The sequence below is a fragment of the bacterium genome (genome assembly GCA_037131655.1).
Classification (GTDB): Bacteria; Armatimonadota; Fimbriimonadia; order Fimbriimonadales; family JBAXQP01; genus JBAXQP01.
Genome location: JBAXQP010000020.1, coordinates 1 through 16,028, shown reverse-complemented (window position 1 = coordinate 16,028; position 16,028 = coordinate 1). Strand labels below are relative to the sequence as shown.

At 49.9% G+C, this 16,028-nt stretch carries 9 protein-coding genes and 1 riboswitch; of the genes, 1 reads left to right on the top strand and 8 read right to left on the bottom strand.

Annotated features, from left to right (window positions below; all coding sequences use genetic code 11):
• Nucleotides 1–145 precede the first annotated feature (145 nt).
• The 5 genes from WCO51_01905 to WCO51_01885 all read right to left on the bottom strand — a co-directional run bounded on the left by WCO51_01905 (nt 146) and on the right by WCO51_01885 (nt 12,245).
• On the bottom strand, nt 146–3,277 hold the full coding sequence (locus tag WCO51_01905; GenBank protein ID MEI6512013.1) for a S41 family peptidase: 3,132 nt from the start codon (nt 3,275–3,277) through the stop codon (nt 146–148).
• A gap of 89 nt (nt 3,278–3,366) precedes the next feature.
• Nucleotides 3,367–6,498 (bottom strand): S41 family peptidase, encoded by a 3,132-nt coding sequence (locus WCO51_01900; protein MEI6512012.1) that lies wholly within the window; start codon nt 6,496–6,498, stop codon nt 3,367–3,369.
• Between the two features lie 143 nt (nt 6,499–6,641).
• Nucleotides 6,642–9,788: a S41 family peptidase gene (locus WCO51_01895; GenBank protein ID MEI6512011.1), complete on the bottom strand. Its 3,147-nt coding sequence runs from the start codon at nt 9,786–9,788 to the stop codon at nt 6,642–6,644.
• 190 nt (nt 9,789–9,978) lie between these two features.
• Nucleotides 9,979–11,013, bottom strand: coding sequence for an NAD(P)H-dependent glycerol-3-phosphate dehydrogenase (locus tag WCO51_01890; GenBank protein MEI6512010.1), 1,035 nt, complete (start codon nt 11,011–11,013; stop codon nt 9,979–9,981).
• On the bottom strand, nt 11,010–12,245 hold the full coding sequence (locus WCO51_01885) for a 2,3-bisphosphoglycerate-independent phosphoglycerate mutase (protein ID MEI6512009.1): 1,236 nt from the start codon (nt 12,243–12,245) through the stop codon (nt 11,010–11,012). The genes WCO51_01890 and WCO51_01885 overlap by 4 nt, the downstream gene beginning before the upstream one ends.
• A gap of 231 nt (nt 12,246–12,476) precedes the next feature.
• Between WCO51_01885 and thrS the strand changes: the two genes are divergently transcribed.
• Complete coding sequence (gene thrS, locus WCO51_01880; GenBank protein ID MEI6512008.1) at nt 12,477–14,231, top strand: threonine--tRNA ligase; 1,755 nt, start codon at nt 12,477–12,479, stop codon at nt 14,229–14,231.
• Nucleotides 14,232–14,449: 218 nt separating this feature from the next.
• Here the strand turns inward: thrS and WCO51_01875 are convergent, their stop codons facing one another.
• The 3 genes from WCO51_01875 to WCO51_01865 all read right to left on the bottom strand — a co-directional run bounded on the left by WCO51_01875 (nt 14,450) and on the right by WCO51_01865 (nt 15,960).
• Nucleotides 14,450–14,797, bottom strand: coding sequence for a DUF190 domain-containing protein (locus tag WCO51_01875; protein ID MEI6512007.1), 348 nt, complete (start codon nt 14,795–14,797; stop codon nt 14,450–14,452).
• A 16-nt stretch (nt 14,798–14,813) separates the two neighbouring features.
• Nucleotides 14,814–15,185 carry a fluoride efflux transporter CrcB gene (crcB, locus tag WCO51_01870; protein ID MEI6512006.1) on the bottom strand — a complete coding sequence of 124 codons (372 nt, stop codon included), beginning with the start codon at nt 15,183–15,185 and terminating at the stop codon, nt 14,814–14,816.
• Nucleotides 15,186–15,217: 32 nt separating this feature from the next.
• Nucleotides 15,218–15,292: riboswitch (Fluoride riboswitch) on the bottom strand.
• 26 nt (nt 15,293–15,318) lie between these two features.
• Nucleotides 15,319–15,960: a hypothetical protein gene (locus WCO51_01865; protein ID MEI6512005.1), complete on the bottom strand. Its 642-nt coding sequence runs from the start codon at nt 15,958–15,960 to the stop codon at nt 15,319–15,321.
• Nucleotides 15,961–16,028: the final 68 nt, after the last annotated feature.

The following is a 16,028-nucleotide window of genomic DNA, read 5'->3' as shown; positions in this document are numbered from 1 at the left end:
TCTCGCCGGTTTTAGATCATTCTAAAATGTGTCATTGCGAGGATGATTGTGCCGAAGCAACCTCCTCCAAAACCTTCCATACAGATTCCACGCTTCGCTCTGAATGACACCCCGTTGGGGTGTTTTTGAATTCCTGAATCTCCCTTTAGCCTTTCGCCTTTAGAGGCTTGCCCTTCTTCCCCGTATCCAATGTCTTCAGGAGATGCTTCACGGTTGCTTCGATTTGGGGGTCGCGGCCGGCTTCCCATTCTTCGGGAGTGATGTCAACTTGGATATCGGGAGGCTCACCAACCCCTTCGACGGTGGTGCCATCTCGGTGAAACATTCCGTCCTCACCAACACCGGCGAATGTGCCATCACGCAAGCCAAAACCGTTCATCCCGATGAGGTAACCCGCTGTCGGCATTCCGATAAGGGCGCCGATGTGATCGGATCTGATGACGCTTGCAAAGACTTCGCCGTCAGAGAAAGTAAATTCATTAATCATCACCGCAACAGGTTTAGTCCAAATAGGGCTAGGAAGATTCTGTACAACTGCCCCGCGTGCGCGATAGAAGCCAAATGGCTTCGTTGAAAAAAGAGCCGCCATTTTTTCAGCCCCGTACCCACCGCCATTAAAGCGCACATCAACGATCGCAGCATCCTTACCAATCCCATAGTCGAACAACTGACGCTCCAAGAGCGATGCCCTTCCGGCATCCATCGAAGGGATATGCACATAGGCAATTCTGCCTTTGCTCAGCTTATCAACCAACCGGCGAGTACGATGAACTTTCTCTTGGTATGAGTCCCAACCTCCGCCAGCAGGACCGTAATTGACTGTTCTCGCCCCGTTCATATCTGGGCGGGTATTCACAGTTAAGACAAGATCTTTGCCTTTTAGCTCATCGAGAATCTTATATAAGGATTCATCAAGCTGAACTTCTTTGCCATTAATTGCTAACACGTATTCGCCGGGATTAAGCTTTGTTTTCGGGAAAGAACCGACAGAGCCTTCCGGCACCCCTTTTATACGAATGCCCGGGCCGGAATAGGAGTAATCATAAAAGAAACCCAGTTGAGACGCGTAAGGTGGATCCGAACCTTCTTTGAGCTTTGCGCCCGTATGAGAGGCATCGAGTTCACCGGACATCGACATCAGCAGATCAGCAAACTCGCGCGGTGTCGCAACCGCTTCAAGCATAGGCTCGTATTTCTCGCGCAGGGCAACCCAATCACGACCATGAAAATTCTTATCGTAAAGGCGCCGATTAAGCATGCGCCAAAACTCATAAAATGACGCTCTATGCTCGAGCTGTGAGTTCTTTTGAATAGTGGCAGTAAACGGAATCGGCGTCACCGTTCCACCATCAAGGTTCAAAACACTCATCTCGCTGCCTTTTAAAATCAACGCTTGCCTGGTGGCAGGGATTAATTCAAAGCCATCGACCCCTTTAACCGAGGTCAGTTTCTTTGGCTGCTTGCCGTTATAGGGTACTGACCAAAGTTCTTTATCGGCGATATAATAGAACATTCCATCCGGCCCAAGAGCCGCCCCTACGACTGGTTTTTCAAAATGTTTGCGAATTCGAATATCCGGCTCATTAAAATCAATCTTGAACTTGGCGTTGGAGTCAAGAGGCTCGAATTTCAAATCTGCATGACTTGGCGCGAAGTCTTCTTTGGTTAAAGGCAATACGAACATGCCCCGCTCATCATAATCCCTTAAGAAGAATAGATACTTCCCGTCAGGTGACCAAATAGGGCTGGAGTGCTTCACGTTGAGCTTTGTCACATTGACTGAAGCCCCACCATTTGCCGGCATAATCCGAATATCTATATCATCGAAGACACCATAACCGATAAAAGCCAGCCACTGCATATTAGGCGAAAAGACAGCAGTCTCGCTATCTCTGCCAAAAGAGGTGCCGGCAGTAGGGTAGTCAATTAATCTCGTTGGCTTGCCCCCTTCGATTGGCAGTGTAAAGAACCCTTCATCCGCCACCCAGAAAGCTAAACGCTTGCTATCAGGGGTCAAGCTTACACGGAAGATATCACCCTTGCGCTTAAGCAGCTTTTTGACCGCCAGGGATTGCAATTCCATTTCGTAAAGCGCCAATGCCCCTTCGCGATCGGAGGTAAAATAGATTTTTCGGCTATCTTTCGACCAACAAAAATCACCATTCCAACCAACATAATCCGTCAGTTTCCTCGCCTCACCAGCCCCGGAAGTTGGCAAGCTCCATAAGTATAAATGTGATTGGAACACGACGGTCTTACCATCCGGCGAAACATGGGCTTCAGAGACATCGTTTTTGATGGTTTCAGTCTTGATTTCGGGGGTTGTTTCCGCAGAAGCAATAATATTGAGTCTGACCGGTTTGGATATGCCATTTTTCATTACCCAAAGACTTCCATCATACTCAAAGGCAATATCGCCGGTCTTTCGGGCAATACAAGGGGATTTGGCAGTGCCTCCTACAAAGTGGGTTAACTGCGTCCCTTTGCCTTTAGCATCAAAGGCCCAAAGATTAGGGGTTCTTTTTGCTGAATCAACGAGTTTTTTGGGCTTTTCATTTAAGTTATTAAGAGTTGGGGTGCGCTCACCAGCAGTGACGCAAAGGACTGATTTGTTATCGGGCATATACCTTGTATAGAGGTGCTGCACACCGCCGCGAGTAACCTCATGGCGCTTGTTAGTCTTAAGATCAACAGTCCACACTTGCGCAGCCGACGGACCGGCATATCGGAACCGATACCACTGGAAGCCATGCCGTGAAAAGGCCACCTTGCTCCCATCAAATGAATAACTGGGAAAGTTGATGCCTTTGAAGTCAGAAATAATCTTTCGCAACTGCGAGGTCTTTACATTGACTTCAAAGATGGTCGAATCCGGCACATCTCGTGTGGCAGTAAAGAGAATCGATTTCCCATCTGGTGACCAATCGGAAGGAACGGCTCCCCCATAAGTGAGTTGGCGAACATCTCCACCCGCGGAAGGAATGATGAAGATATTAGGACGAATTCCCCGCCATGAACAAAACGCAATCCAAGCGCCATCGGGCGAAAAGACAGGGTTACAGTCAAGGGCAGGGTCATTAGTCAACCGAACCGCGCGACCACCGGCGGAAGGCGCTCTCCAAATATCACCCTGATATAAAAAAGCCACAGTCTTCCCATCCGGACTCAAAGTCGGCATCCGTGGGCCAATAATAGTCTTTGGCTGAACCTGTCCAACTGTTGAAGCAACAACTATCGCAGTCAGTACCCACACACACAACCACTTATTCAATTTCATACAACTTGCCGTTTTAACCTTCCGATTGAATTCAGTTTCCCACCCATAAAGATGCCTACCTTGCAGGCATCTTTATGGGTTTATATCTTCTACTTCTTAATTTTCTTCATCAATACATCGATCGCGACATCCAGTTGAGGGTCGCGGTTGGCTTCCCAATCGGTTGAAGGGATATCAACCATGATGTCGGGCTTTTGGCCGTTGTCTTCCATATTTGACCCATCGCGACGATAGGCTCCGATGCCGGGAATACGGATTCCTGTTCCGTCAACCAAGCGGGAATTGCCTGTCCAAATAACATAACCTGGAGTTGGCATTCCGACAAGAGTGGCGCCTGACTGTTTCAGGTTGTAAGCCACTATCTCGGCGTTTGACATCGTCCATTCATTGATGAGCACCACCATCGGTTTGTCGAATGAGTTACCCGGAACGTTACTGGGCTTGCTTCGGCGAACAGATGTGAACGAGAGTGGCTTAGTCGTTAACCAGTTGGTCAACGTATCCCCCACCATCCCGCCGCCATCCCAGCGAAAGTCTATTATGACAGCATCTTTGCCATAAGAATATTCGTAAAACTCATGCTGGAACTCTTCCAGATTTTCGGGCATCATCATAGGAACTGCCGCGTAGCCAATACGTCCCGCACTCTTCTTATCGACCATTTCACGCAGCTTAGGTTCGCGCTCATTATAATCAAAGTCATTAGCGCCTGTGCCAAGCGCGCGATAGATAACCGTTCGAGCGCCTTTCTTCTCAGGGGTCTTATTGACCAAAAGCTCGAGGTCCTTGCCCCAATAATTATTAAGTGTTTTGAAAAGATATTCATCGAGGCGAACATCCTTGTCATTGATAGCCATCACATATTCGCCCGCATTGAGCTTGGTTTTGGCGAAAGAACCCGGCGCTCCATCAGGCACTTCTCGAATGCGAATGCCCGGGCCAGCATAGCTATAATCGAAGAAGAATCCCAACATCGGTGTGGCGGGTGAAGATGGCGAGTTGCCGGTTGGGGTGAATTCAGTGTGTGAAGCATCCAGTTCGCCTACCATCATGCTTAAGAGATCGCAAAACTCACGATTGGTGCCGACCGTATCAATGAGCGGTTCATAATGCTTTCGTAGTTCTGCCCAATCACGGCCATGGAAGTTGGGATCGTAGAAAGAACGGTTGAACGTGCGCCAGAATTGGCTAAAAGCCGCATGACGCTCGGTTCGCCTATCGACTTCCCAATTGGCTGAAAAAGTGACGGGAGAAATGGAATTCGGCCCGAGCGTAAGTATCTGCGGCGAACCCCATCGAAGCATGAAAATCCGCTTGCCGTCCTGCATCAGGCTCATGCTTTGAACGCCACCCCCGCCCATTAATGGGGTGACAGTCTTCCAATCATAGGTAGCCGAGCAGACGTTGCCCCCGTTAAGAAAGTAGAAAGTGCCGTCCGACCCAATTGTTATATCGCCTTCGGAGCTTATCCACGTCAGTTTGCGAATTCGGCGCTCGGTGTTGTTGAAATCAATATTGAACTTCACATCCTTAGGCGCTTCGAACTTCATTTCGACATCCTCAGCCAAAGCATCTTCTTTTTGAAGAGGCAGAACATAGGCGCCGGATCCGTTACGATCGCTGATGAAGAAAAGATATTTCCCATCCGGTGACCATGCAATTTGACTGTTAGCGGCGTTCAGCTTGGTGACATTAATGGCCTCGCCGCCTTTGACGGGTTTGATCCTCAGATCGGTTGGCGAGCCATCCTTGCTCATGCTATAGGCTAGCCACTGCATATCGGGTGAAAATGAATACTCGAAACTATTTATCGCCCAACCGCCAACGCCGGGGTAATCAACAAGCATCGTCGGCTCCCCACCCTCAACCGGCATCATATAAAGACCGTGATCCATAATCCAAAAAACAAGCTGCTTACCGTCAGGTGATAGGCGCAGTTGGAAGACATCCACCTCACGCTTCACCAAACGCTTAATTTGCTTGGAAGCCACATCCATTTCAAAAAGGCTGAGCGGGCCTTCGCGATCGGAGACAAAGTAAAGCTTTTTGCCGTCTTTCGACCAACAAATATCGCCGTCATAGCCGACGTAATCGGTAAGGCGTGTAGCATCATCAGGGTTATGGCTTTTCTTTGGCTTTTCGACGGGTACCGTCCAAATATCATCATGCGCGCAGAATGCAACGGTTGTGCCATCGGGGGAAATTTCAGCTTCATTAGCGCCGCCCGTATAGGTTTCACGGCGAATCTCGTTAATCTTATCATCTAACGAAGCGTAGAGAGTAATTTTTTTCGGCTTATCTTCGCCCTTTTTAAGTAACCAGATTCCGTCTCCGTATTCGAATACAACATCGCCAGTCTTACGGGCAACCGACGGAAACCTTACTGCTTCTCCAACAAAGCTAGTGAGCCGCTTGCCCTTTCCACGTTGGTTAAATAGCCATAAGTTTGGTGTTCGATCCGGATTATCAGTAAACTTAACCGGAGCCGCCGTCATGCTTCTTGAACTAGGGGTGGCTTGGCCGGTGGCAACGCAGAGAATCGTTTCGCCATTCGGCATGAACTTAGGCCACAGGTATTGGCAGTTGGCGCCGGTGATCTGATGTCTTTTACCCGTTGCTAAATCCATCGTCCACATTTCAGTAGCGCCCGAGCCACGATATCGCGGACGATACCAGGGAAAGCCTTTGCGGCAATAAACAGCTTGCTTTCCATCAGGCGAGTAAGAAGGATATCCGATCCCTTTGTAATCAGTCCCGCGCTTATGGAATTGAAGCGATTTTACATCCGTCTCAAAAAGAGCCCACCCCGGTTCTTCGCGCATACCATTAAAAAGAATAAATCGCCCATCAGGCGACCAGTCATAAGCCATTTCATAATTGCTGCTAAAAGTAATTTGCCGAGGCGTTCCGCCAATTGAAGGGACGACAAATATATCATAGTTGCCAGTTCGCATCGAGGTGAAAACAATCCATTTGCCATCAGGAGAAAAGATCGGCAGCGTATCTTGTTCGATATTGTCAGTAAGCCGAACCGCACGACCTCCGCTAGTTGAAGCTATCCAGATATCCCCGTGATAAACAAAAGCCACTTTCGCCCCATCCGCGCTAATCGCCGGCCTCCGCACTCCCAAAATGGCCTGCTGAACCGGTTTCTCCAATTGAGCAAAAGCGCTCCCACAAAGAAGCGCAATTATTAAAAGAACGATCTTCTCAAGTTTCATGAATTCGTCTTACCTTCCTAGTTATGCAGCAATTAGCTTTGCCCAAGTCCCGTAACACTGACGCCGCGCCATTTCTCTTTTCGTGTCATTGCATCATATCCGAAATCTTGCCTCTTGCTTCTTGCTTCTTTCCTCTACCGCCTCTACTTAATCTTCTTCATCAACACATCCAACGCTGTATCCAATTGGGGGTCGCGTTGGTTTTCCCAGTCTTCGGCGGAGCGTTCGACGTAGATGTCGGGCTTATCGCCGTCGTTTTCAAGGCTGACACCGTCTCGGCGATAGTAACCGCCGCCAGGCATTCTTGAGAAGGTTCCGTCGAGAAGCGTGTTTTCGACCGTCATAATGGCATATCCTGGGCAAGGAACTCCTACGATAGTGCCAATCCCTGTAGCTCGATAATTATAGGTAAACAGTTCAGAATCGGACATCCCGCGCTCGTCAATAAGAAGTACTGTTGGTTTATCCCATGACCGATAGGGCCAATCCTGATAGGAGCCGCGTGCTCCGAAATAAGCATATGGTTTCCTCGAAAGCCAAGCGGTGAGGGCATCGCCGATATTGCCGCCGCCGTTGCCACGAATATCGATAATCGCGCCTTCCTTGCCTAAAGTGTATTCGGCAAACTCTAGTTCGAACGTGGACATATTGCCTTCCATCATCGCACCGATGTAGATATAGGCAAGCTTGCCGCCGCTGCGTTTATCGACCTTCTGCCGCATTTTCTGAAGATTGTTTATATAGAGATACCCATTCCAATTCCCACCAAGAGCTTTATAAGTGACCGTGCGCGCCCCGTTTTTATCGGGCTTGCTGTTGACCAAAAAAGTTAAGTCTTTGCCGCTCATGTTATTGATGACCGAGTACAAATTTTCATCCAGGCGAACGTCTTTGCCGTTGACCTGCATAACATACTCGCCTGAATTTAACTTGTTCTTCGGATAGGAACCCGGCGCGCGCTGGGGCACATCTTTAATTCGAATGCCCGGTCCGGCATAATTGTAATCATAAGTAAACCCAAGATAGGGTGTTCCGTAGTATGAAACTGGTCCATCATTGCCGGCATAGACTTCGCTGTGAGAGGCCTCCAATTCGCCGACCATCATATTAAGCAAGTCAGCGAATTCACGTTTTGTACCAACAGTATCGAGCAATGGCTCATATTTACGCCTCAAGGCATCCCAATCGCGGCCATGGAAGTTCCTGTCGTAAAAGGTTCGATTATAGCCGCGCCAAAATTGTATGAACGCAGCCTTGCGTTCGAGCCGTACATCACGTTCAAAGCTAGCCGAAAACGTTACGGAGCTCACCGAGTTGTTGGCGCTCATGTTCAGCATCGCCATATCATCGCCCTTCATGAGCAGCATCTGCTTGCCGTCATCCATCAATTGGAAGCTATCTACTCCCTGACCGTTAGTCAGGCGCTTGGTATCTTTGCCATCATAAGAAGCTGACCATACGTCTTTGCCTGAAATATAATAGAGTGTGCCGTCCTGTCCTATGGTCAAGTTGCCGCTTACGTTCGGTGTGGGAAGTTTGCGGATACGAACATCCGTATCTTCAAAGTCAATATCATACTTGACTGCATTCTTATCTTTTGGCGCTTCAAACTTCATTTCGAACTCGCCTTCATCGGCTTCTTCTCTTTGGAAAGGCAAGACATAAATGCCTTGACCGCTTCGGCTGCTTTGGAAGAAGATATACTTGCCGTCCGGCGACCACTGAACCTGACCATGAAATGCATTCAGCTTCGAAATATTAATCGCCTCGCCGCCCTTAATCGGTTTAATCCAGATATCAGTCGGCCCCCGCTGGAGCATCGCCACATACGAAACCCATCGCATATCCGGGGAGAACGAGAAAGAAACCCCGCCTCCACCCCAACTGCCAGTTCCGGGTATGTCAATAAGCTTTACTGCCGCTCCACCTTCAAGAGGCAGTAGATAAAGTCCCTCATCGGCCACCCAAAAAGCTAACTGTTTGTTATCGGGAGTGAGTCTGACGTCGAAGATGTCGCCCTCGCGCTTGAATAAAGGTTTGACCGCCAATGTCTCAACATCAAGTTCAAATATGCTCAAAGAACCTTCTCGGTCGGAGACGAAGTAAATCTTCTTCCCGTCTTTCGACCAACAGAAGTCCTGGTCGAGGCCGACGTAATTGGTCAAGCGTCTGGCATCATCCGGATTGCGCCTTTTTGGTTTTTCAATCGGGACACTCCACAGTTCACCATGCGCGCAAAAGGCCATCGTTTTGCCGTCTGGTGAAACATGCGCTTCAGTAACGCCATTAGTAAGTGTTTCTCGGCGCAACGAGTTTGATTTATCATCCGTAGCGGCAAAAATCGTGAGCTTGATTGGTTCCTTTGCGCCTTTTTTAAGAAGCCAGATGCCATCGCCATATTCAAAAACAACATCCCCCGTCGCCCTCGCCACTGAAGGCCATTTCACATAATCGCCCACAAAATTAGTAAGGCGCTTACCTTTGCCATTCAGGTCGAATTCCCACAGGTTCGGCGTGCGTTGGACGTTATCAACCCATTTTTCAATCTTGCTCTCCACTCGTGAACCGTTCGGTGTCGGCTCACCGGTGGCAACGCAGACGATTGATTTGCCGTTGGGCATGAACTTTGGCCACAAATATTGGCGATCGGTATTGGTCAATTGATGCTGTTTGTGAGTGGTCAAATCAATTGTCCAAAGCACACTTGATGCTGAACCACGATAACGCGGCCGGTTCCAAGGGAAACCGCTTCGACAATAAACAACCATCTTTCCATCAGGTGAGTAAGCCGCATAATTGAGAGCTTTATAATCACCGCAGATTTTGGTGAATTGGAGAGTTTTTGGGTCGATTTGAAACAAAGTAGGCTCAGGAAGGTCTCTTTGACCTGAAAATATGAGCCAGCGACCATCCGGCGACCAATCGGAAGCCGATTCCGACAAAGCGGCGCGGGAGATTTGTCGAGGTGTCCCTCCAGATACGGGAATAACGAAAATATCCGCATTCCCCGTTCGATAAGAAGTAAAGGCAATCCACTGTCCATCGGGTGAAAAAACGGGCAATGTGTCCTGCTCGATATTATCCGTCAGTCGAATCGCATGACCGCCTGAAATCGGCACAACCCAAATATCGCCGGAATAAACAAACGCAAGGGATTGCCCATCAGGGCTGATGGCAGGTCTGCGGGGAGCAATAAGTGGCTTTGGGGTGGGCGCATCGAGTTGAGCGAACACATATCCTAAGGAAAAGGTGAAAGCGAAAATTAAAAGAAAAGATTTACAAAAGTTCATTTCTATTGCCTTTATTACTATTCAAAATTAAGGCAAAGCATTTTGAGTGTTTTCCATTCCATAAATCCGCTTGCCATAGCCAATTCAAAATGCTTCGCCTTAGTGATCATCCTGATCCGTTCAATCCCAAAGTGTGACGTTTTGCCCCTTTAACTCAGTACGCTGAGTTTGAAGCGTAAAACGATGATTATCACATCTCTTCTTTCGGCGCTCGCATCATTAGGGCGCCGACGCCGTCGAATGGCGTTAACTCGCCGTCAATAATCGCGCTAATGGTTGAGATGAGTGGCATCTCGATATTGTACTTTTTAGCCAATACCAACGCTGCCTTTGCTGTGGGAACGCCCTCGGCAACTTGCCCGAGTTCTTCTAAAATCGCATTCAGATTTTTACCCTGCCCCAAGCCAAATCCAACCCGATAGTTGCGGCTAAGTTTGCTGGCAGCCGTGGCAAATAGGTCACCGACGCCGGTCAGGCCAAGGAAGGTATCTTTTTTCGCCCCGACCACCGTGCCGATGCGGGTCATTTCGGCTAGTCCTCGCGCCAAAATCGCACCTTTGGTGTTGTCCCCATAGCCGAGCGCATCGGAGATACCGGCGGCAATCGCTAGTACGTTCTTAAGCGCTCCACCCAGTTCGACCCCGGTTACATCTGAATTTACATAGACACGGAGCGTCGGGCACATCAATAGCGATTGAATAGTAGTTGCAGCCTCTTTGTTGTCCGATGCAGCAACGGTTGCGGTCGGGACGCCGCGAGCAACTTCGACTGCCAGATTCGGGCCGCTAACAACCACTAAGCCGCTATCGACCACTTTGCCCAATACCTCATGGGCAATCTCGCTCATACGCATCCCAGTATCGGATTCCAAACCCTTCCCCACCATCGCCCATACGGGAATGGGGCCTTTATCTGCGCCCGATAGCCAATCTTTTATCTGCTTTGATTCAGCTACCTTGCAGAGGAGCAGACGCATCACTTGCGAGGGAACCGCCACCACAATGGCCTCGACCCCATAAATCGCCTCTTCAAGTGAGAACATGGGGTGAACCGAATCAGGAAACGCAAAGCCAGGAAGATAGCGCTTGTTCTCACGGTCTTTTTTGATGTTTTCGATGGTGACCGCATCGTGATCCCATAATCGAACCTCGACATTATTTTTGCCAAAAGTGATGGACAGGGAGGTGCCCCAACTTCCTGCCCCTAAAACTGCAACCTGTCTCATGCCCCAAATTTCTCCTGCACCAGCATTAACTGAGTGATTATGTTCACTAAATCCGTCCCGCGCACCCGCTGTAGCGCGCCTTTATAGACAGTAAGTTCATGAAATTCAGCAACATCATCCCGTCGAACTCCAGGCCCGCACACCAGCAACGGCACAGGGTCGCCTGAATGATCTTTCACTTCACAAGGGGTGCTGTGGTCGGCGGTAATTGCAACGATTGTATCTTCGGGCAACCGCTTCATCAAATAGCCCACCATGCTGTCAAACTTCTCGATGACCTGGCATTTAAGCTCAGGATCGTTATCATGCCCACACTGATCGGGCGCTTTGACGTTGCATAGCACGAAGTTGTGGTCTTTAAACGCTTCGACAATGGTATCGGCAATTGAATTTAAATCGGAATCAGGTCCGCCGGTTGCGCCGGGGGCATCGAGGATAGTCATTCCCACAAATCGCGCAATTCCTCGAACAAGTCCGGTCTCGACCACGCAGGCAGCATTTACATTGTTCTGCTTATTGAAATTACCAATATGAGGAGCCGCGCCTGCTCCGCGGGGGAGAATTATGTTAGCAGGTGGAAGTCCCTCGGCCTCACGCTGTTTGTTAAGAGGCGCATCTTTTAGCCGCTCATAGGTGAGTTTGACCCACTTATTGATAACTTCAGCAGTTTTTTTGGCTTCGGGGGTATTGTCAAGCGGTTTGGCTTCATGGACTTTTTCGCCTTCGGCATGCGGATCGGCATCGGAAACCATTGGGCTTAAACCAGGTCCGCGTAATACCAAAGCGCCTCTGTGAGCTACCGATTCCTTAAATAAGCACAAAATGCCGTCAATCTCAGCCCCGTCCACCGCTTCAGTTAGCTGCTTGGTGCCTTCTTTAATCCGTCCTGCTCGGCGATCGGTGACCACCATATCAGGAGTTGCAGTCGAGAAGTTACATCGGAAAGCAATATCGCCGCCTTTGACTTCCATGCCAATTCCAAGCGCCTCGAAAGGTCCACGCCCTGTATAGACTTTGCGCGGATCGTAGCCAAGCATCGCCAGATGACCTGTATCACTCCCGCACCGTATCCCCGGCGCGATGACATCCATCAATCCACACTCTCCATCGCCCGCTAATGCATCCATATTAGGGCGGCGAGCCGCTTCAAGGGGTGTCTTTCCTTTCAACACCTTACACGGCCGATCTCCCATCCCATCCGCAATCAATAATAATCCGCGTCTACCTTCCATCAGTCTCTCCTCCAAAATAACTGTCCCTAATGATACCTTCGCAAGAAGGGTTTGCTGGTAATTGGCGTTATGTTGTAGGAAAGAGACTTATGTCTAGGCGTGGGAGGGGATTAGCTTTCACTTTCCCATTACGCATCCTCTTAGCCTTTAGCCTTTAGCCACTCCCAACCGATAAGGTATAATAAGCTTAATATACAGCATTCCCTTGGTATGGGAGGAGGCGAATTAACTATGAGACTTGGTCATCACGATGAAGAATTGGACGCTCTGCGTCACAGCACTTCACACCTCATGGCTCAGGCGGTCCTTGAGCTTTACCCCGGCACTCAACTAGCAATCGGACCCCCTATCGAGAATGGGTTTTACTACGATTTCGAATTCCTTGAAGCGATCAGCGCCGATGATCTTCCTAAGATCGAAAAGCGTATGCAAGAGATTGCAAAGAAGAAACTTCCGATTGAGCGCGAGGATCTTCCGCGACCGGAAGCAGAGAAGCTCATCCACAATATCAAACAGGATACTTACAAGGTTCCGCTCTTGGAAGATATTGCTGGCGATGAGATCATTAGTTTTTATCGGCAGGATAGCTTTGTTGACCTTTGCCGAGGGCCTCATGTGGCTACAACAGGCGATATTAAGCATTTTAAATTGCTGAATGTGGCGGGGGCTTATTGGCGTGGTAGTGAAAAGAATAAGATGCTCACCCGCATCTACGGCACCGTCTGGCCGACCCAAGAAGAGCTTGACAACTATTTGCATTTGCTGGAAGAAGCCAAAGCGCGTGACCATCGCAAGTTGGGACGCGAATTAGGCCTATTCATGTTCAGTGCGATTGCCGGTCAGGGGCTGCCGCTCTGGCTGCCTAAAGGCGCTGTTTTGAGGGATATTCTGGAGCGTTATCTGCGCGAAGAACAGCGACAGCGCGGGTATCTGCCTGTTGTCACTCCCCATATCGCCAGCAAATCACTCTTCATGAAATCGGGCCATTTGCAGACTTTCACCGGCAAGATGTTCCCGTTCATGGAAGATAAAGAGTCAGATGAGACCTTTATTCTCAAGCCCATGAACTGCCCGCATCATATTGAAATCTATGCTTCGCAGCTTCGATCCTACCGTGATCTGCCTGTGAGATTAGCCGAATTCGGCACCGTTTATCGCTATGAACAGAGCGGTGAACTCGCTGGATTGCTGCGCGTACGTGGGTTCACTCAGGACGATGCGCACCTGTTTGTACGTCCCGACCAGCTATTGGAAGAGTTCAAAGGTGTGGTCGACCTGATGATGGCGGTGCTCGATAAGCTTAACTTAAAGGACTTCCGCGTCCGAGTGGGTATCCGCGATCCCCTGGATAATAAATACGTTGGCAGTGATGAGAATTGGGTTCAAGCTCAAGCTGCTATTGAGCAGTCTTGCCAGGAACTCAATATGGAATATGAGATATCCGTAGGCGATGCCGCATTCTACGGGCCGAAGCTCGACCTCATGGTGCGCGATGCACTAGGGCGCGAATGGCAAATGGGAACCGTTCAAGTGGATTACAACCTGCCTGAGCGTTTCCAATTAGAATATATCGCCGAAGACGGTAAACCGCACCGGCCGGTTATGATTCACCGCGCGCCGTTCGGTTCGTTGGAGCGCATGATTGGCCTGCTGATCGAGCATTTTGCGGGCGCTTTCCCATTGTGGTTGGCTCCTGAGCAGGTTCGTGTCTCTCCCATCGCCGATCGGCACGTGGATTATGCCAAAGAGGTTGCTGCGAAGCTTGATAAGCTGGGATACCGTGTATCGGTGGATGACCGACGCGAGACCCTTGGCAAGAAAATCAGAGAAGCACAAAACGACAAAATCCCCTACATGCTCATCCTGGGCGACAAGGACATTACCAACAACACCGTCAGTGTGCGCAAGCGCATCGAAGGTGATCTTGGCCCGATACCTATCGAAGAGTTCGCCGATAAGCTCAAACTAGAACTTGCAACCGAATAGGGTATCGAGAGCTAGATATAACGATCATTAACTAATCATAAGGGCACAGCAAGGGGTTTATCTTGCTGTGCCCTTACACAAACTGAGTTTCCATTCGTTATGGGGAACTCATTCTCTATCCCGCATCCCTGAGTAGGCCTCTGGGCCATATCGAAGGGCGGTAGGACTTTGGTTTGAAGCCTAAACAGGAAGCCGTTCAGACATGAAATGAATAACGCCTATGCTTTTTTTGGGGGGCCGGGGACGTATTTGATAATCTCGACATCCTGGACGGTGATTAGCCCCTCGGTTACCATTTCATCTAGCCGGGGAATAATCTGTTCGATGCGTTCTGCTATATCGGCTATCTCGATTGTTACGGGGAGATCCTCCGAAAGCGACAGGATATGTGCGGTGTGAATTCGGCTGTGTGCGCCGAAACCCTCCAGCCCCCGTTTAACGGTCGCTCCGGCTAGCCCTTCCATTTTAACCATCTCAACAATGGCTTGGTATAGGGGTTTCCCGTGCAACTGGTCGGTCTCCCCGATATAGATAGTCAATAGCTTCCCTGGTCCTGTGATTTTCATTTGCTTTTACACGCTTTCATATGAGCTTTGCTACGAGCGCACCAAGCCAGACGGCTATCATGCCCACGGTTACACTTACTATTACGTTCAGACCGGCACGCGCGAAACTCCCATCCGTTATCAATGTCATCGTCTCAAAAGTAAAGGTGGAAAAGGTCGTGTACGCGCCCAGAAACCCGATTGCCGCGAATAACCTCCAGCGGGTATCTACCCCATGATCATAAAGCAGTATCACCAGAAGCCCCAGCAGGAACGAACCGCTAACATTGATAATCAACGTGCCCCACGGGAAGCTCACGCCGAGCTTATTCATAATCCATCGGTCGAGCCAATACCGGGCATTAGCGCCCAAGAAGCCCCCGCACCCGAGCAGTAGGATCTTATCCATTTCAATCTCCCTCAAACAAAAAACCCCTATGCCTTCGCATAGGAGCCATTAGCTTTCGATAAGCGGTTCACCATACGGCCAGGCGGCGCCCCATCGCCTGTGTCCGAAATATAGCCCATCTCCCCTCCAAGAATCAAGCATCCAGCCCCTCCCCAACTACCACCGTCTCTCCCCACTGCCAGTCAGTCATTTGGCCGGTGGCGGTGTTGACGAAGCGGGTCGCGGTGGCGTAGTAGCCGGGGTCTAGCGCAACGGTGATGGCGGGGTCTTCGGCGGTGAAGCTAACAAATCCCACCGACTGCCAACGCTGAGCCGGTTTGCGGTGTTTGGAGGCCAGCTTCTCAATCAATAGCTCGGTGCAAGTCGGTGGGATGTTCGGGCCAGTGGCGGTGTACTCTATCCCACCGGGTGCTGCAGCCGTGCTATAAAAAATATCATCCCCCATATAGCGGCTCCCCGGCGGCAAGGACGGCGGCGTCCCATCCGGGGTGACCTGCAGAAACTTTGTGGTCAAACTCATGAAGTAGGTGTACCCTATCAGGCCTAACCGTACTGCCGCATCGCCCCACTCGCGTCCTTCTTCCTGGCTCAAGTTGTTCCATATAACCCTCGCCTGTCCGAAATAGGTTGCCATCTCCCTTTGGCGTGGACTGAGCGATTTGCGATAAGTCGGCTTCTGACCAATAATCGCCTTCCCCTTGCGCATGGTGATAACAAGGTTCCCCAGCCCTCCCCGAATATCTTGTAGCGGCGAACCCAACAAAGCCTTTGCCATTTCAAACCCCTTTCAATAAAGTCTTACACCCATACTGATTATCGGCAAGGCCCCTCCCACTCCTTATA